Genomic DNA, 19,369 nt, shown 5'->3' with positions numbered 1-19,369 from the left:
AAAACACTTCTTTCGTTTAAATGGTTAAACGAACTATATAACGAGAAAATGTTATAGGTAGCCCTTGAGGAGTACTATTTTTTTCAAATATTTGCGTAATTTCCGATAAATTTTCTTTCTTTAGTCTTTCATAAACCGAGACCTTTTGACCAAAGCAGCGTATTTTTAATACATCTATAGGGGAATGCAGATATTCTTTACTTGTTACATGTTCGAGCTCAGCGGAAGTAAAACTACTAATCTCCAGTTGTCGATTTACTTTATTTAATATTGGTGTACCAAAAGAGTGGGCAAATAGATTTGGAAAAATTAGAGGAAGTTCCTTTGCAGAACCATCACCAGGATGAAGCCCGAGAATTGATCCTCCCTTCATTACTACTTCTGTAAGGGCTCGATATGCAGAAGTTGGCCCCTTTCGGACGAATGCACATTCAAACTCCTCTTTTTCAAAAGGTAATCCCTGTTTTGTATTTCCAACAATGAACGAAAGATTCGACTTTTCATTCACTTTTGCAACTTCTAAGAAATTTTCTGTTACATCAAACCCCACTATCTGTTTTGCAAACGAACTACAATACTTAGTAAACTCGCCATGTCCACAACCAACATCCAAAACTTTTTTATCCTTGATCATCTTTGTTACTTCTCCATCAAAAATAGACTCTCCGCTTGGGCCTGTAATTGTAGAATCCCAAGTATATTTATAAACACCCTGTAATTCTGAAAGTTGTTGATACCAGTCTATGGAATGTGGTGTTAACCATTCAGAAAAGGTCGTTGGATTATTTAACATCTACACTCTCCCCTTGACTGTTCCGCTCCTTAAACAAAAGCCACAAACAGCTAAATACAATAAGCGCAACGAATTCTAGTGATAAAATATACCATGGATAAGGGCCTAAAAAGTCCAACAAGCTTCCACCTTTAGGCTTTTCTCGTAAAAACATATAGTTGCCTTCAACTAGAAAATTTATAGCAAATAGGAATGGTAGCAATATATTTAACGTTATCATCGTCTGGATAACCCCTTTAAAGGTGGGTCTGTAACCTTTCACCCACGTAAAATAAAGGGCGGTTAAAATAATTCCAAAATGCGTATAGAAAAAATGAAAGAACCTAAAATGCGGAAAGTTAATATCTAAAACTGGTGTAGCAACTGCCTGAATAGCTCCTCCAATACCTGCGTAAAATACAAATGGATAGATCTTCTTATTCCCTGTCCAGAGCAAAACAATCGTTACTATTAAACTAATACTACATAGTTCAAGTGGCAATGAGTTGCCAAAGTCCCATCTTCCTGTTTGAACAAGCCATATATAATAACAACCGTCCATTATTAATAAGGTAAGAGCAAAAAAACGTTCGATGAATTGAACTTTCTGTTGTTCAATAGTCCACCTATTTCTACTGAAAAATAACAGAAGTATGAAAAAGCATAAGGAAACTATTATACTTAGATGTACTGCTGAAAACATTTCAAATGTAGTTTTCAATCTACCCCTCCCACTTTACGTTTATTCTATTAATATATCGGTACAATTCATTTATTGTCTGAGAAAAGATGCTTAATCCCTCATCAAGTAACTTCATCACTTGAATATAATTTTGACGTTATTACGTCCGGTAGATTTCGCTCTATAAAGCTCCTCATCTGCTATAGAATACATTTGTGCTTTGTCCTTAAACTGGCTACAAATACCATGGACACCGCCCACACTGATAGTCACATGAAAAGAATGCTGCTCCCAACAATAAAGTAAGGACAGTTTTTCAATCTTGTCTCTCAAAGTTTCTGCAAATTGAGCAAACTCTTCTCGACTAATATCCTTTAAAAAACAAACAAATTCTTCTCCACCGAAACGCCCTAGAATGCCTTCTCGACCATCCATCACAGATTTCATACAATCTGCTACTTGCTGTAAACAATGATCACCTTCCATATGACCATGAAAATCATTGTAGCGCTTGAAATGATCAATATCAATCATACAAAGTGCAACTTGCAAATCTTCACTTCCTAGATCCCATACATCTTTCAAGTATTTTGTCACATATTTTCGGTTGGGTAGCTGTGTCAAATCATCATAGAAAACTTCCCCACTTAGATGCAAATTGGTTTTTTGAAGTTCTTCCATCATTTTCTTTTGAGCAGCAATCTCATTTTCTAATTGATTATACATATTTTCTATTTCTTCTATCTCTTCCCCAGCATACAGTTTATTTAACTCGAGTTTGATAATTTCTAACCGCTGGGATATAGCTGTAGACCCCACCATTTGTTCCATTTGATGAAACTTTTTGTAATAGTCTAATGCCAGATCATGATTCCCTTTTGATTCGTAAAAGTCGGATAGTTTTTTAAAAATATGGCTAGATTTTTCTCTAGCCTGAATAGTTTCTGCGTAATTAATCGCTTTGTTAAGGTACTGCAAAAATAATTGTTCATTGAACTGAACTTCATATTCCGCCAAATCGACCAATACATCAATCGCATAGTATTTATTTCCAATCGTTTCTAACCGAGATAGTGATTGAACATAAAATTGTTTTGCCAGGTCTAAATCTTTTTGTAGATAATATATTTTACCAATCTTGTTTTCAACTTCCGCAAGTGAAGCCACATTGTCGAGCCTTAAAAGCATTTCATAACTTTCTTGATAATAATTATAGCTTGCTTTCAAATCTCCTTGTTGAAAATAAACCTGCCCAATGTTTCCCATAATGACCGCACTATTCATCAGAACCTCGGACTGCTGTGATAAATCAAGGGCTTTCAAATAAGCTATTAGAGCTTCCTCCGTATTACCTATCTTTCGGTATATTTCTCCGATATTATTATAAATTCGACTCATCAGCTCCGCGTCTTTAGGAAGACTCAGTACTCGCATTGCTTTTAAGAAATTTTCCATCGATTGCTCATACATAGCATTATAAAAGTAAGCCACTCCTATTAAATTCAGTGCAGTTGCGACACCTTCTAAATCTTCTAGCTCATCATATATTTGGTAGGCATCATAAGCATAATCAAAACAACTTTCTAATCTTGTCATTGATCTACAAGCTACAGCCATTACATACAAAGAAGCAGCTTCTTCTTCACGAGCTTGTAAGATACACGCTTCTTCGTATGTACCAGAAGCCCTTTCAAAAGCTTCCTCTGGATACTTTAATGCAGTTTTTCGAATTTCTAAAATCACCATCATTAATGTATTAGGTTGTGATAACATAACATCCCCCTTATATTTCACATTTTCGTCTGCTTGTCTTCCACTAATTTTATATTCAGATAATTTAAATAGCAATATTCTACTAGAAATAAATTCTATAAAAAAGTACCTGGTCCAAAACAACGTGAATTGCTTTGGGCCAGGTACTTTTTTGTTTATTCTTTCATTTTGAAAATTAAACCGTAATCCGGAATGCTTTTACGATAATTCCATCATTTGCTGGTTCAAAGTCAAATTGCGGCAATCGTTCAAAGCCAAGATGAGTATATAGTTTTATGGCATTTTCCATAAAATCTGCGGTATGGAGTCCCATCTCCGTGAAACCTTTTTCTTTTGTGCGCTTAATGCATTCATTGATGAGTGCTGTAGCTACTCCTTTTCCTCTTGCCTGTTGAGAGATTGCTAGCATACGTAGCTCTGGGTAATCCAGTTCTTCATCTAATAAGCCCTCGTAAATTTGCTTATCCGGTGCAAATAAGGCAACACTTCCTACTATTTCTCCATTAATCTCTGCTACCATTCTTTCAATACCAGGTTTTGAATCTGCATCCGATAAGATGGATTGTTTGAGTGTATTCCAATGAGCTTCTGGTATTTTGGATGCATGCTCCTCGTATGCCTGTAATCTCATTTCACGTATATAAGCTAATTCTTCCTCTTTCGAATCACGTATGAACAATTTTCCCATCTCCCTTATTGAATAAGATATTTCACTTCCTTACCACTCAAAGCTTCACGATCATGTTTTAAGCTGAAGATAGTGGTATCTGGACCTTTTGGTAGTATGTTATTTGACCCTTTTTGATCATCACTCGCAATATGGTTCGATAAATGATAGTGAATTTTAATCGCTTGAAAGTCTGTTGTATCTCCGAATCCAGGTGTTTGATATAAATCGCGTAGGTAACCCCACAAATTCGGAAAATCTACGATGCGATTTCGATTTGTTTTAAAAGCAGCATAATACGCAACATCGAAGCGGACAAGTGTCGCATATAAGCGGACATCTGAATCCGTTATATAGTCTCCCAATAAGAAGCGTTGTGTAGAAAGTCGTTCTTCTAATTGGTCTAATCGAGCAAATAAAACATCATATGCCTCTTCATAAGCCTCCTGCGAACGAGCAAAACCACATTTATATACACCATTATTCACTTCATGGAAAATAGTATCACTTAATGCATCAATCTCTTCACGCAAATGCTCCGGATACAAATTTGGTGCATTTTCTTTGTGGAATGGTTTCCAAGCTGTCTCTAAATGATTTGTTAATCGGAAGTAATCGTTGTTCACGGCTTTTTTCTCTTTCACATCGACAATAACAGGTACTGTTGGTCTGCCCTCATATGTAGCATCTGCTTGAAGATATATTTCACTCATATATTTAATACCTAAAACAGGATCTACTCCATTTTCATCCAATGAAAACTCCCAATCTACTCGATTAATATTCGGACGCATCGGACTTGCTGTACCTAAGCTAATAACATTTTCTAACCCAAGTACACTTCGTACAATGACAGAGCGATGTGCCCACGGACAAACCGCCGCCCATAAAAGACGATATCTTCCAGCTTCTACTGGAAGCTCCCCAGGTTCATTTCCGAAAGGTGTGGCAAAACGATTTTTTTGACGAATAAATTTGCCCTTTTCATCGACTTCTGATGGTATTTGTTTATTAGTCTCTTTCACTTTTCATCATCCTTTATTATAAAGCATATTTTTCCACTTGGTTTAGTTAAGCTTAAGGAAATATTATCTTGAAGTCAAGGTATATTAAACGCCGTTTATTTTAATTCCAAAACATTTAGCACCTAGCCTTAACTTAATTGGTTTAGACTAGGTGCAGTTTTATTTCTGAATATCAGCCACCAGGTCTTAAACTATATGGTTGCTAAAGGTTACTTATAAAGTTCCCAGCCTATGATTAAAGTCGCTAGCAAGAAACCCACCATACATGAAAGAATATAGTTTATGTTTTGTAATTTACTAGACGGAGCTTTTTTCCACTGTATTGCAATTGTCGTTATACATATTGCAACCATAGCTAAATAAGTATAGTTAATCCAAAAATGTATTTTTAACGATGCATACGATGCGTAGTAAAGTGTTCGATATGCTAGTATTGCGACATTAAATAACGCCATGATTCCAGCTACATTTAATAAAATAATCCACTTCTTAGTTGGTAAAGTGGTAATAGACTTTTTTCTATTTCTGATGCTGTTTACAGTCATCGCTATTAGTGAACCAAACAAGTACAAAACGGAAATGACCGTGGTAATACTACTAAAAATAGAAAAGCTCTTCAAACCTATAGGCATTGGGAACATATCTGTAACCATCATTGAAACTTTCTCTACTTTTCCATCATCCTCTGTAAAATGAAGAAACAAGTTATGTTCATCTGTCGACCGGTATAAATAAGGAGAAACTTTTTTGAATGTCGTACCAAACAAAGCAAAAGTTGAATCATCTTCTGCCTTTAAATGACCTGTCATAAAAACACCCATTAACTTGGAAAAACCTTTATAGACTTGTCTTGCCTGCATATAGCTTCCTTCCAAATCACGGGCAGTTGATAATGCCCCTTCACTGTCTTCGTGAACATAATCGCCATATATATAAACAGGTAACCCATAACTTAATCCTGTTTCAGCAATTTGATTTGTCATCACTATAACAGCTAAATTTTCTTCCTTCGAAAAGGTGAAATTACTAGAAAAGCTATCTGTATTTCCCCCATGCTCAAGCACCCCTACTGCATACATGCCTTGCCAAAACCCATGTGCATTTCTAGGGATACCATCATCATAATAATCGCTTGTAGTAAGCATATTATCTAAAGTAGTATTAGTCTTAAACAAAGGACTATTTTTTCCTTCTTGAGGCATCAATGCCGCAAGAAACTTTGCAGCATCCTCCGTTGTTCCAATTGCACTACCGGCAGGGTATAAACCGATATATATTCTGCTGTATGGTGAACGGCTAAAACCACTATCTCTATTTCCTAAGTACCCATGGACGGATTCCCTTTTCAGTGCGACACTCTTATTATCTTCTTGTGAAGGGTGTATGGCTGTGTTCTTCATATCAAGAGCGGTAAAAATATGTTCATTCACATAGTCATAAAATGGTTGTTCCGTAATTTTTTCTACAATATAGCCTGCAACAGCAACCCCATAATTGGAATAGGCGACAATTTCTCCTGGTTTGTTAATCTGACTTGGTTCGGAAATAGTTAGCATTTCCCCTAAAGGTTTAACATCTTTAGCCGAATGATAAAATAAATCCGTATAATTATCCTCCCATCCAGCGTCATGGTGCATAAGATTTAACATGGTAATTGGTGTATCATATTTTAGTTTTTTGAAAAACCCTTGAGGCAAGTACGCTTGAATATCTTCTTCTAAGTCCAGTTTACCTTGTTCCACAAGCTGCATCACACTTGTCCATACTAGTAGCTTAGTGGCAGATCCCCATTCAAAAACCGTATCCTCCCTAACTTCTTCCTTCTTTTCTAAATCACCATAACCATACGATGAATTAATAACTAACTCTCCATCTTTCACAATGGCAATTGCTGCCCCAGTTGTTGTTTCCCCAATATAGTTTGCAGCGTATTCATCCACCCGATGCTGTAGTTCTGAGTAAGGAATACCTGATGGTGTTGCATCGCTATTTTCAGTTGCCAACATCGTTGTTGGGTATTGACTAATAAGTAAAACGAAAACAACAAACAATATAACTTTTCTCATTTTTTTCATCCCCATTTTTTTGTCTCTATTATCTTATTACCAGATTTTTCGCTATATTCTTATTATCACATAAATTGGATGCTTCTTATTCCTCTGTAGCATCAAAATATACTAATAAAACATCTTTTCCTACTGCTTCGACTGCCTTTCTACTCTTTTCTTCACATCATCATGTGAAACATTCCGCAATGTGCTAAGTAGACGAGAAAGAGAGTTAAATGAAGTGAATATGTTGTGAGAACAACAAAAGGTGCTATCTATATTTAATTGCTACTTTCCTCCACTAATAAATGACATTTTTTGTTTGATAGTTTATACACTGTTAAAGTTTCGGAATAGACTATAAGAAGTAAATCAATTCTAAGGAGGTTTTTAATTTGGCACGTAGAAAAAATAGAAAACCCAGTTTTTGCGTGTTGCCAGGGTACAATTGGTGTGGACCCGGTTGCAGTGGACCTGGTGCACCAATAAATGATGTGGATGCGGCTTGTAAAGCACATGATGAATGTTATAGAAGGGGAAATAATCGGTGTGAATGTGATCGAGAATTTCTCCGTCGGCTAGAGCCTAAAATCAATAATTACACAAAAAAAGGAAGACATGCTCGCAAGCTATATAATTATATGAAATTACAGACAGCATTTACTTGTAAAGATTCTAGATAATAAAAAATAAATACTATTATAAAAAGATAGTAGGTTAATACGGTTCATTTCGCTTTCGCTACCTATCGATATATTTGTTTAGCAATGATAAATTTGTTATCCTTTTTACAGGTAGATATTTGAAGGAGCGCTTATAGATGAATCCAGAGCAAGTAGAACAGTTTCAGCAGATGAAAAAGAAAATGACGCGAATGATGCTGTTATATAAATTTGCATTAAGTGAGCTTGAAACAAAAATTGAAATTCTACGAGAAGAATTTTTAATGATCCATGACTATAATCCAATTGAACATACGAATTCTAGATTGAAATCACCAGAAAGTATTTTAAAAAAACTTAATCGAAAGGGTAAAAGTATTTCAGTAGACAGTATACGAGAAAATGTGAAAGACATTGCGGGATTGCGGGTTTCTTGTTCTTTTATTTCTGATATTTATCGGGTATTTGAGATGTTGGAAAAACAAAGTGATATAAAAGTATTGGAAGTAAAAGATTATATTAAAAATCCAAAAAGTAATGGCTATAAGAGTTTGCATGTGTTGTTGGAAACTCCCGTGTTTATGTCGGATGGCAAGGAAATTGTGACGGTCGAAGTGCAAATCCGAACTATTGCAATGGATTTTTGGGCAAGCCTTGAACATAAAATCTTTTATAAATATGATCAGTTTGTGCCGGAACAATTATTAATCGAGTTAAAAGAAGCGGCCGATTCGGCATTTGCACTAGATGAGAAAATGGAAAGACTGCATAACGAAGTTAAAGTAATTAAAGATGAAAATAAAATAACTGAAGTAGATGAAATAACTAAGCTAATAAGCAATTCAAGTCAGCCAATAACCATTCCTCCTGCTTTTTTGGAAATGCTAGAAAAAGTTAAATAAGATATCCTTTGACTTGTATTGCAATATAGTAGATATCTGTTGAGGCTTTTTGATAGTATTTCAATAATAAGAATAGCCAGGCAAAAAATGCCTGGTCCATATAGTTCAAAACATGTTTCTAATGTTTTCGAAGTCCTCTGAACAGACTTGTCGCTATATGATCACCGAATATTTTTTAGAGCAGCTGGTCGTGACTAACACCACGACCAGCTGCTCTTTTCTCCATAATCTTATGGCATTTGTCTGTCCGTCGTCCAACCACAACTTTTAGAAACAGGTTAGTGCATTTTTGGATAACTAGAGAAAAGCTACTAACTATTCCTAGAGTAAGCTCACGAAGATGCAATTTCGTTCGCTATAATACTTCTTTATATAGTAACCACTTACTATTTCCATGGTTCGTGGATCACCCTGCGGAGGCCAACAGGAGGTTGGTCACGAAGGCATTGCCACATGAGGTGACGCTCCTAGCCTTCGTTCCTTTGTAACCACCTGAAACCGAAATCAGTATTCATTCATTTTTAATAGTGCTGAAAACTCAGTGTTCCCTGGTCATTTTTCTATACTTTCCTATCTAAAAAAAAGGACCTACTTTAGGTCCTTTTTTGTATTATTCAACTAAATGTATGAAGTTTAAGAAATTTACTTAAGAGTTACTCACCACAGTATTATTTCTTGTTTTTTTCCACTTCTTTCATAAATGCTTCTCCCTCTATATCTAAATTCGGAAGTATTTTATCTAACCACTTTGGCAAATACCAAGCCGAGTTCCCCATTATAATCATTACTGCAGGTACAATAGCCATTCTTACTACAAATGCATCGAATAGAACACCAAATGTGAGTGCTAAGCCCATTGATTTAATCATTGGATCTGGTGCTAACATAAATCCAGTAAACACTGAAATCATGATTAACCCAGCAGCTGTAACTACTCCACCACTATCTCTCATCCCAGCTAAAACAGCCTCTCGTGCATTTCCTGTATGTGTATATACTTCACGCATTCTACTAACTAAAAAGACCTCATAGTCCATTGCTAATCCAAACAATATTCCTATTACTATTACTGGTAAGAAACTTAATACTGGATCTGCAATAGGAAATCCAAATAAATCAATCAAGTTTCCATCCTGTACAATAAATACCGTAAATCCTAGCGTTGCACCTAAAGAAAGTACAAAGCCCAGAACTGCTTTTAATGGAACTAAAATAGATCTAAATACTAGTACCAATAAAACGAATGAAAATCCAATAATTAATAGCGCAAATACTGGCAATGCATCACTCAATTTTTGTGATATATCAATATTTACCGCTGTAGAACCTGTAACCATTAATGTTATATGATCGGATTTTTCCAAGAAATCGGACCTTTTTCTAATATCATTTACAAGATCTTTTGTTGCTGAATCGTTTGACCCTGTCTCTGGAGTAATAGAAATAAGATATAACTCACCTGAAGGTCCAGGAATTGCAGGACTAACACTTTTTACATTTGATAAACCACTTAACTCTTCTATAGTATCATTTAACGCCAATTGTAAATTGGTAGTTTCACTTGAGGTTTTTGCAACTACAAGTAACGTTGCATGATGGCCAGGTCCATAAGCTTCAGTTAGTAAATCATATGCTTTTCTTTCCGTTGTCTCTTCATTTTTCGAACCGTTATCTGGGAGACCAAGTTCCATATGGAGCATAGGAGTCGCAATTATAGAAAGAACTACAATTCCAACAATCGCAACCTTCCACGGCTGTTTTGCAACAAAATTCCCCCATCTATCGGAAGTAGTCTGTTTTTTATCACTTTTAATTTTTGTTAAAAAAGTATTTTTTCTATCTGGTCCTACTTTTTGACCCATCATTCCTAAAAAGGCCGGCACCACAATAACTGCTATCAATATTGCCAATAGAACGCAAAGTGCTGCAGATAGACCCATCATTGTTAGAAATGGAATTTGTGCAACAGATAAACCTAACAGTGCAATAATGACAGTTATACCAGCAAACACTACAGCACTGCCGGCTGTTCCAGTTGCAATTGCTACAGACTCTGAAACGGAGTATCCTTCTTTCCTTTGTTGTCTAAACCGAGTCATTATAAAGAGAGCATAATCGATACCTACTGCCAATCCTAACATTGCAGCTAAGGTTATCGAAACAGAAGTAATATCCAAATAATTTGTTCCAATCACTATCAATAATAGACCAATAGCTAGTCCTATAACTGCCATTAAGATTGGCATTCCTGCCGCTAAGAAGGAGACAAAAGTAATTGCCAATATAACATAGGCTACTACTACTCCAATAGCTTCTGTGATTCCTCCAATTTCCAGTTCAGAAAATACAACATCACCAGCTAACTCCGTTTGAATACCAGCATCACGAGTCTCTTTTATATTTTCAATAATATTGTCCTTTGATTTTTCCGATACTTTATCGGCTGCTACATCGTAAGCAACAATCGCATAACCGATTTTTTTATCTTTACTTAAATTCCCTAATTCAACCGGAGTAACTACAGAAACAACATGATTGTCGTTGTCTTTTATCGCTATCAATGTGTCTTTAATTACTTTGTTAACCTCTTCGGAATCTAAGGTTTTATTTTCCGGTGCTTTTAATACTAACTGTACTTGACCACCCGTATTAGATGGAAATTCTTTTTTCATGAGTTGAAGCGCTTTTTCTGATTCAGTTCCTGGTATAGTCATCTCTTCCGAAAAATTTGGTCCCAGATTTAGTGCAAAGATTGCTATAACAATGAGAATCGCTAATGTGCTTCCGATTACTTTTTTGTTATTATTTGCTGCCCATTTACCTAACTTGTAAAGATACTTTGCCATTTAAAGCTTCCTTTCATCCTAAATTACCCTCCCTATTAAAACAACTAGTTATTATTTAAACACTCTGTTGTTTTAATGGTACAGAAATAGTATATTAAAGCTATTGGAAGATAACAATAAACAATGTTGAACTACCTGTTATTAAAAGGACAACTTTTAAAACTTTTGTTCAAATAACGACATAATAAATAGATTTGATGGTAAGTAGGAGGAGAAATACATGGTTGGTATAAAAGGAAACCGAAGAACCCTATATAGTAAAAAAGTAATTATAGATGCTTTTTTACTGTTACTTCAGGAAAAAAACTTAAATAAAATTACCGTAACTGAGATTTGCAAAGAAGCTGATATTAATCGTGGAACTTTTTATTCTTATTACAATGACCCTTTTGATTTAATGAGAAGTATTGAAGATGAAATGATAGAGAATATGATGAGTAAAATAAATAATTCAGGAGACGAATCCCTTCATGGAGTATTGAATTTGATAATTGAAAACAAAGAATTCTGCAAAATCATTTTAAATGAAAAAAGTAGCTCTCGGGTATTTAATACAATTTTGAATTTTACCTATGAAAATTCAATCGCAGAAAAGAAACAGTTACCAAATGCAAATAATACTTATTTAGAATATTATTTCTCTTATTCAACAGGAGGAACCATTGAAGTAATAAGAAAATGGTTAAATGATGATATGAAAATTCCTGTTGAAGAAGTTGTACAAATTTTAGAAAGTATGTACGTTACGTAACTATTTCCTTTGTTTAAAAATTGGACATCTCTCTAGACTAAATATCCATTACACCTCCTTCATTTTTCATAAGCTAAATAGATAGATAAAATAAATGGAGGAGTTTTTAAATTGAACAAATCAAATAAAGTCTTTTCAAGTTCTCATCACCATAAAAAGCGACCAAATATTCTTTTTATGATTGTAGATGAAGAGAGATTTCCGACTGTTTACGAAACCGAAGCTTTAAAAAAATGGCGAGTAAAAAATTTAAAAACACAAGAGCTTTTAAGAAATAATGGGATGACATTTTTAAATCATTATATTGGAAGTACGGCTTGTTCACCAAGCAGGGCAACTCTTTTTACTGGACAATACCCATCACTGCACGGTGTGACACAAACGACTGGCGTTGCAAAAGGCGCATTCGACCCTGATGTATTTTGGCTAGATCATAATACGGTACCTACTTTAGGCGAATACTTTCGTACTGCAGGATATCAAACATATTGGAAAGGAAAATGGCATCTTTCCGATGAGGATATTTTAATTCCGGGTACACATAAGGCCCTACCTAGCTACAACACTAAAACTGGTGTATCTAATCGTGCACAAGAGCAACTTTATGAACATGCCAATCGTTTGAATAATTATGGTTTCGATGGTTGGATTGGTCCTGAACCACATGGGTCAAATCCACGAAACTCCGGGTCTTCTGCTGGTGTCGGTGTAAGTGGTCGGGATGAAGTTTATGCAGCCGAGGTCGTAGATTTAATTCATTCGCTTGAGAAAAATGCACATTTAGAAGACGATCAGCCCTGGCTCATTGTGTCCTCCTTTGTAAATCCTCATGATATTACTCTCCTTGGGCTTTTCACTCGATTCAATCCCACATTTAATTTTGAAATTGATCCGACTCTCCCATTTGTTCCGCCTGCTCCTACAGCTAATGAAAACCTACTCACTAAACCATCCGCTCACTTGAGTTATCGTGATGTATATCAACAAGCACTTCAGCCAACGTTCGATTCACTACTTTATCGACAGCTTTACTATTCTCTTCAAAAAAAGGTAGACGATGAGATGTATAAAGTATTTCAGGCTCTTCAATCTTCTGTTTTTTATGAGGATACGATTATCGTTTTTACAGCAGATCATGGAAGTTTAGTCGGGGCTCATGGTGGTTTATTTCAAAAATGGCATAATGCTTATGAAGAATCCCTTCATGTCCCATTAATTATTCATAGCCCGAAGTTTTCTACTACTAAGGAAACTGACATGATCACCAGCCATTTAGACATTATCCCAACACTTCTAGGTCTCGCAAATATCGATGTTACCGATGCTCAAAATGACCTCAAAAAAAGTCATACCGAAGTGCATCCATTGGTAGGACGAGATCTCTCCGAATTGCTAAACGGGAATAACAAATTCACTCGAGCAAACGAACCTATATATTTTATGACGGATGATGAAGTGACGAAAGGATTGAACCAGTTTACTGTAACTGGAAAACCATATGAATCAGTTATTCAGCCAAATCATTTAGAAACGGTGATTTTGAAATTACCTACTGGAAAAGAAAAAACGGAGGAGATTTGGAAGCTTACTCGGTATTTTGATAACCCTCAATTTTGGAGTAATCCTGGAATAGATGATGAAGAGAAGGATCTGAAAGATTCCCAACCAGTTTCAGATACGAAGGAAGTTGCAATTTGTATAACAACAACCAAGCAATCCCCAGTCGAAGATCAATATGAATTATACAATGTTACAAGGGACCCAATGGAAGAATGCAATCTTGCATTTCATTTGAACGAAACACCTGAGTCAAAAGTTATTCAAAAAATAATAGTAAATATACTCCACGAACAATCCAATCAAAAAAGATTATCACCAACGAGTGGAACTGTTCCAGGTATGCCGAGCTGTAAGAACTAAGTAGGCCCTCTCATATAGGCTTTAGTTTCTCTCGTATCGAAGGTCAACACTCTCGTATAGCGTATCTTTGCGATCGCATAAATTGGTGGCTCTCGTATCGGCTTTAGTTTCTCTCGTATCGAAGGCCAACACTCTCGTATAGCGTAACTTTCCGATCGCATAAATTGGTGGCTCTCGTATAGGCTTTAGTCGCTCTCGTATCGAAGGTCAACACTCTCGTATAGCGTAACTTTCCGATCGCATAAATTGGTGGCTCTCGTATAGAAGCTAAACACTCTTGTATAAGTTTGCTTTTGCATTCCCTTACTTGCCATTTGTAAAAAAACCTTTTTTGAAAAGTGTCACAAATCATTCTCCACCCCCGTCTTAAGTTATGAAATAAAAGAGGAGGGATTCATCTTATGAAAGGTACATGGGATGTTGTAATAGTAGGTGGTGGTTTGGCGGGTTATGTTGCAGCAAATTATTTAGCTAAAACAGGGATGTCTATATTAATCATTGAAAAAGATAAAAAAGTTGGTGGTAGAGCTAGAACGGATAAGATTAATCAGGAGTTTTTTAATTTGGGTCCACATGCTCTTTATAAAAAAGGAAACGCAGTACCTATTCTTCAAGAACTCGGTATAGAATTATATGGTAAGTCACCAAAATTACAGGGATTATTAATGAATGATAAGGTGGAATATACTGCTCCTTTTAACCCTTTAGGAGTATTTACAACTGGCTTTTTGAGCTGGAAAGAGCGTATGGAGTGGTTGAAGGTTTTAGTGAAACTTAAAAGTACGGATATCGAAAAGCTTTCAGAGCAAACTTTTCAACAATGGGTTCAACAAATAACCAATTCCAAAAATGTTCAATCTCTACTCCTTATTCTTGGTAGGCTAGCAACTTACTGCCATGCCCCTGAGAAAGTAAGTGCAAGTGTCATAGTTACCCATCTAAAGATGGTTACGCAAGGTGTACTTTATATAGATAAAGGTTGGCAGACAATTATTGACCAGCTTCACAACAAGGCGGTTATCTCTGGGGTACAAATACAAACAGGCGTAATAGTTAATGAGATTAAAATGGCAGAGAATAATATAATATTGTCCCTTTCAACTAAAGAGGAACTAATATGCAAGTATGTACTCAGTACAACTGGACCTCAAGAGCTTATGAAAATGTTAGGTGATAACACTACACAAACGCAGATGGATTTTTTTGCTCAAATGTCACCTGTAAAGGGAGCTGCTTTAGATATCGCACTAACACAGCTTCCTAAACCAAATCGACTATTTGCTATGGAAATAACGGAACCCTTTTACTATTCCGTACATTCAAATTCTGCTGTTCTTTCCGACAACAAAAATACTATCGTACTACATGTGTTCAAATATCTTCACCCAGATGATAACATTGATGGAAAAGAACTTAAAAAAGAGCTTGAACAATTTTTAGAAAAGATACAGCCTGGCTGGCAAAAACACAAAATTTCTAGTCGTTTTATGCCTACTATTACAGTTAACCAGCGCTTACCTCAAATAGGAGATGAACAAAAGTTACAGCGTTCTAAATCGGAGGTTACTGGATTATATTTAGCAGGGGACTGGGTCTCTTCTCACTCCATATTATCAGAAGGAGCAGTAAGTAGCGCGAAGCAGGCTGCGGAAGAAATAATAGAAAAAGAGCAGAGGTGATGTTGTGCAAATTAGCAATGAAGTTTACCAACAGTATAAACCGTTATTGTTTTCCATAGGTTATCGTATGCTCGGATCTGTAGTAGAAGCCGAAGATCTTGTACAAGAAACTTTTTTAAAAGTCTATCAAGTTGAAGAAGACAAAATTGAAAACGTTAAAGCTTACCTTTGTAAGATGATGACAAATCGGTGTATAGATAGCTTAAGGTCCTCTCGATACAAACGAGAAGAATATGTGGGACCATGGAATCCGGAACCCTTATTGCTTGAGAAAGCACATGGCCTCGATCCATCTGAGGTTGTTCTACAAAAAGAAAGTTTAAGTATTGCTTACTTAAGAATGATGGAGCATTTGGCACCAGATGAAAGAGCAGCTTTACTATTAAGAGAAGTTTTTGAGTTCTCCTATTCAGAAATTGCAAATGTCCTGGAGAAGAAAGAGGAAAACTGCCGAAAAATATTAAGTCGAGCAAAGCAAAAAGTCACTGGTATAGAATGTGAAAGTCTAAACTATGAAAATAACAAGTCTATTATTAACCGATTTATCCAAGCTTTTGAACAACAACATATGAATATATTACTAGAGCTTTTATCCGAAAATGTTACCCTCTATTCTGATGGTGGAGGAAAAGTAAGAGCAGCTATACGCCCTATCCATTCTTTGCCGAATGTGTTGGCGTTTTTATATGGTATTGCGAAGAAGACCTCTCCAGATTATTATTTTGAGATAAAAAATGTCAATGGTCAGCCTGCAATGATAAATTATATGAATAGTAAGTTACACAGTGTCATCAGCTTTTACATTAAAAGTGACAAAATTGATGAATTTTATATTACAATGAACCCAGATAAATTGAGACTTCAATTAGTGGATGATTTCTTCTCTCCCACTACAGAAAATTGAACTTACACAAATAATATTATTATCCTTTAATTCAATCCAAAAATTAGCTAGTATAACTTCACTTTCTAATTCAACTATTTTTTTGTCTTTACTAATAACTAACTATGGCTTTGTTAGTTTTTTCTCATTCACAAAAATTCCTAAATATACTACGACTTCTATTATTGGAAGCCACTGTGTGCTCTTCCCAACTACTACCTTATTGCTTTAAATTATTTTCGCTAAAATTAAAAAGGTGCCGCCCCAAGCATCTTCCATTACTTGGTTTGACACCTTTTATCATGTTATTGTTCAGTTACTTCTATTGGATTTCCTTCTAAAATCTGCTCAACTTCTTCATATCCCTTTGGAAATGCAAAATTATATCGTGCTGGTAAAGCAAAAACATATTTGTCATTTCTTGCTAATTCAGTTGGAGGAATTGGTGCTGCTCCTATATGAAATTTTTCTTGCTGCAGCAAATCCCATTGTTCTATTGTCAAAATCATGATGGGAATATCTTGGCGAGGATCTTTGGCAGACCACTCGGGATGACGAATGGATATCATCGGTCCTGTTTCAATTACTTCTTCTTTACTAGTTGTAGGAATGGATAAGCCTTCCCACTTGTCTGTTACAATTGAATAGTTTTTCCAAGTATCCGGTAATGTGAAAGAAAAGTTGTATTCGGAATTTTGATAAACAGTTGAATTATTCTGATCAGTATCGGTCATTACTATCTCGCTTATCAGCCACTTTTCACCTATTTTCTCTACTAAAAGTTCTATCGGTATTCTGTTTGCCATCGCATCGCCACTTGTTATTTCGATTATTTCACCAGTCATCGCATATACAATTTCTGACTTTTGTTGGAGCGAACTAATTTCAATCCGATCTGGCCATGGACTGGAAGTTAGTCTGCCTGGAGCGTTTAGCGGATCATCCAACCATTTTTCAATAAGCTCTGGTTTAACCAATTCTTGATAATTTTCTTGCATGCTCTTTTTTAAGTCCTCATCTGGACCTAGTAATGAAACGTTTTGCAGTCGACTTCCAAATGTTTCTACTAATTTACGTACAACCTTTTCCTCTTGGTTATTAGTCTCTTCTGGAGGATGCTCTTCCGAAAGTACCTTTACGTCATTTTCCATGTTTCCACATCCAACTAAAGAAATACTCATCAAAAGAATTGCACTTAGTATTTTTTTCATATTTTCGCCTCCTAAAAGGTCATCTATTAATATAGACGTTTTCCTGTCTATATCGTTACATAGAAAATTACTACCCTTTAGAATGGTTCAATTTAGTACTTCTATTCAATTTATAAATATACTCCACTTCTATTTTCTTTATTGCCAAAGTCTTACAACTACTTTGTCATGTTCATAGCGTTTAATAATAATACATAGTTTTTGATACCATTCGTTACAAAGTGAATTTGCTTCCATATATTCTTCCGAGTCTATCTCAAGGGATTTTCCATATTCTATAAATGGATATTCTAAAATGGGATTGGTTAAATCATCTACTACTATTTTCAAACACAATGCTTCTATGAATTCTTCCTCATCATCTTCTTCATCTTCATCTTCATCTAAATCTTCATCCATTATTCCTTCGTTATTCACTAGAGTGCTTCCCAGTAAACCTTCCTTAGGATATAAGTTTACAACATGTTCTTCCTCTACTATTGCAGCCTCTAGTACTTGAAAAAACGGAATATTTTCTATACTAAAATCTTCTTCCAGAGAATCCCTTTGAAGTATATAAAGAATATTGTTTACATCATCAATTAGCATAACATTTAACAAATTGTCCGAAATCAGAGATTGAGTATGTGGAATCTCCGCGAGCAATTCCTCACATCTCCTTCTGTTTTCATTGTTTCTTCTATTAATAGTTCGTCTCCACTCTACTACTCCCCAAAAGAATAATAACAATGAAATGATTAAATATATGCCAATTGCTTTTGTACTTTCTAGAGAAAGTGATAATGCAAAATAAACAATAAATAATAGAAATATAAATAGTATTTTCAATCTCATTCCACCTTTAGAATTCTGTTATAAGAGATTCTATTCGTGAAACTATGTCCTTATACTAAAATTAAAAGACTTTCCGCGAGTAGGTTGTATATATCGAAAAAAAACGACATGATGAAGCATTTTTTAAAATTAACATATAATATACTATTTTAACAATTAATAACGGAGGTGTTTACACTGATTCATACTGTTCAACAAGGGGAAACACTGAGTCAAATAGCCAGAGACTTTCGGACACCCCTATCCGAAATAATTAACGCTAACCAATCTATAAATCCGAATGTACTTTTTATTGGCCAATCCATTGTTATACCAGGCTATCCGGACCCAAATACGCTTCCATATCAAATAGAGGTTTCTATAAATAATCGTCGGCTACGATTACTAAAAGACGGTCTTTTACAAAAAGAGTATCCTATTGCTGTGGGAAGAATATTATTCAATACACCTGTAGGGCATTTTATCATTATTAATAAAGCTCCTAATCCGGGTGGACCATTCGGCACAATGTGGATGAGTTTATCGAAAGAACATTATGGAATCCACGGCACAAACAATCCTAGTTCCATTGGTAAAGCGGTCTCACGTGGTTGCATCCGCATGCACAATAAAGATGTTGAGGAATTAGCACGTATTATTCCAATAGGAACCCCGGTTTCTATACGACCGTAATTAGAAAAACCATGCAAAAAAGAGGCTCGTTCCTTTACGTTC

Annotated in this window: 16 protein-coding genes; 7 read left to right on the top strand and 9 right to left on the bottom strand. The window is 35.5% G+C overall.

Going from position 1 to position 19,369, the window contains the following annotated elements; translation table 11 throughout:
- Nucleotides 1-16: 16 nt before the first annotated feature.
- The 6 genes from MKY37_RS14815 to MKY37_RS14790 all read right to left on the bottom strand — a co-directional run bounded on the left by MKY37_RS14815 (nt 17) and on the right by MKY37_RS14790 (nt 6,985).
- The gene (locus MKY37_RS14815) at nt 17-793 is read right to left on the bottom strand and encodes a methyltransferase domain-containing protein (protein WP_340778344.1); all 777 of its coding nucleotides are present in this window, start codon (nt 791-793) and stop codon (nt 17-19) included.
- Nucleotides 783-1,493 (bottom strand): YwaF family protein, encoded by a 711-nt coding sequence (locus MKY37_RS14810; RefSeq protein ID WP_340778342.1) that lies wholly within the window; start codon nt 1,491-1,493, stop codon nt 783-785. Before MKY37_RS14810 ends, MKY37_RS14815 begins: the two co-directional genes overlap by 11 nt.
- A gap of 96 nt (nt 1,494-1,589) precedes the next feature.
- Nucleotides 1,590-3,302: a GGDEF domain-containing protein gene (locus MKY37_RS14805; protein ID WP_340778341.1), complete on the bottom strand. Its 1,713-nt coding sequence runs from the start codon at nt 3,300-3,302 to the stop codon at nt 1,590-1,592.
- Nucleotides 3,303-3,402: 100 nt separating this feature from the next.
- Nucleotides 3,403-3,915 carry a GNAT family N-acetyltransferase gene (locus tag MKY37_RS14800; RefSeq protein ID WP_340778339.1) on the bottom strand — a complete coding sequence of 171 codons (513 nt, stop codon included), beginning with the start codon at nt 3,913-3,915 and terminating at the stop codon, nt 3,403-3,405.
- Between the two features lie 5 nt (nt 3,916-3,920).
- Nucleotides 3,921-4,919: a glutathione S-transferase family protein gene (locus MKY37_RS14795; protein ID WP_340778337.1), complete on the bottom strand. Its 999-nt coding sequence runs from the start codon at nt 4,917-4,919 to the stop codon at nt 3,921-3,923.
- 209 nt (nt 4,920-5,128) lie between these two features.
- Entirely contained in the window at nt 5,129-6,985 is a 1,857-nt protein-coding gene (locus MKY37_RS14790; protein WP_340778334.1) for a serine hydrolase domain-containing protein, read from the bottom strand.
- A gap of 413 nt (nt 6,986-7,398) precedes the next feature.
- Here MKY37_RS14790 and MKY37_RS14785 point away from each other — a divergent pair, with 413 nt between their 5' ends.
- Complete coding sequence (locus MKY37_RS14785) at nt 7,399-7,650, top strand: phospholipase (protein WP_340779951.1); 252 nt, start codon at nt 7,399-7,401, stop codon at nt 7,648-7,650.
- Nucleotides 7,651-7,787: 137 nt separating this feature from the next.
- On the top strand, nt 7,788-8,531 hold the full coding sequence (locus tag MKY37_RS14780; RefSeq protein ID WP_340778332.1) for a GTP pyrophosphokinase: 744 nt from the start codon (nt 7,788-7,790) through the stop codon (nt 8,529-8,531).
- 668 nt (nt 8,532-9,199) lie between these two features.
- Here the strand turns inward: MKY37_RS14780 and MKY37_RS14775 are convergent.
- Entirely contained in the window at nt 9,200-11,377 is a 2,178-nt protein-coding gene (locus MKY37_RS14775; RefSeq protein WP_340778329.1) for an MMPL family transporter, read from the bottom strand.
- Nucleotides 11,378-11,597: 220 nt separating this feature from the next.
- Between MKY37_RS14775 and MKY37_RS14770 the strand changes: the two genes are divergently transcribed.
- The 4 genes from MKY37_RS14770 to MKY37_RS14755 all read left to right on the top strand — a co-directional run bounded on the left by MKY37_RS14770 (nt 11,598) and on the right by MKY37_RS14755 (nt 16,631).
- A complete protein-coding gene (locus tag MKY37_RS14770; RefSeq protein ID WP_340778326.1) occupies nt 11,598-12,128 on the top strand; it encodes a TetR/AcrR family transcriptional regulator in 531 nt (176 codons plus the stop codon).
- A 111-nt stretch (nt 12,129-12,239) separates the two neighbouring features.
- A complete protein-coding gene (locus MKY37_RS14765) occupies nt 12,240-14,048 on the top strand; it encodes a sulfatase-like hydrolase/transferase (protein ID WP_340778324.1) in 1,809 nt (602 codons plus the stop codon).
- Nucleotides 14,049-14,449: 401 nt separating this feature from the next.
- Nucleotides 14,450-15,727, top strand: coding sequence for a phytoene desaturase family protein (locus tag MKY37_RS14760; RefSeq protein WP_340778322.1), 1,278 nt, complete (start codon nt 14,450-14,452; stop codon nt 15,725-15,727).
- 4 nt (nt 15,728-15,731) lie between these two features.
- Entirely contained in the window at nt 15,732-16,631 is a 900-nt protein-coding gene (locus tag MKY37_RS14755; RefSeq protein ID WP_340778320.1) for an RNA polymerase sigma-70 factor, read from the top strand.
- 284 nt (nt 16,632-16,915) lie between these two features.
- On the opposite strand, the gene MKY37_RS14750 is transcribed toward MKY37_RS14755, so the two are convergent.
- Together MKY37_RS14750 and MKY37_RS14745 are read right to left on the bottom strand one after the other, a co-directional pair.
- Nucleotides 16,916-17,821: a hypothetical protein gene (locus tag MKY37_RS14750; protein ID WP_340778317.1), complete on the bottom strand. Its 906-nt coding sequence runs from the start codon at nt 17,819-17,821 to the stop codon at nt 16,916-16,918.
- 138 nt (nt 17,822-17,959) lie between these two features.
- Nucleotides 17,960-18,649, bottom strand: coding sequence for a hypothetical protein (locus tag MKY37_RS14745; RefSeq protein ID WP_340778316.1), 690 nt, complete (start codon nt 18,647-18,649; stop codon nt 17,960-17,962).
- A gap of 183 nt (nt 18,650-18,832) precedes the next feature.
- On the opposite strand from MKY37_RS14745, the gene MKY37_RS14740 reads away from it, so the two are divergent.
- Nucleotides 18,833-19,327 carry a L,D-transpeptidase family protein gene (locus tag MKY37_RS14740; protein WP_340779949.1) on the top strand — a complete coding sequence of 165 codons (495 nt, stop codon included), beginning with the start codon at nt 18,833-18,835 and terminating at the stop codon, nt 19,325-19,327.
- Nucleotides 19,328-19,369 lie beyond the last annotated feature (42 nt).

The sequence above is a fragment of the Psychrobacillus sp. FSL K6-2836 genome (assembly GCF_038003085.1).
Taxonomy (GTDB): Bacteria; Bacillota; Bacilli; order Bacillales_A; family Planococcaceae; genus Psychrobacillus.
Note: the sequence above shows the minus strand (reverse complement) of the source record. Positions and strands in the feature narration are given on the sequence as shown.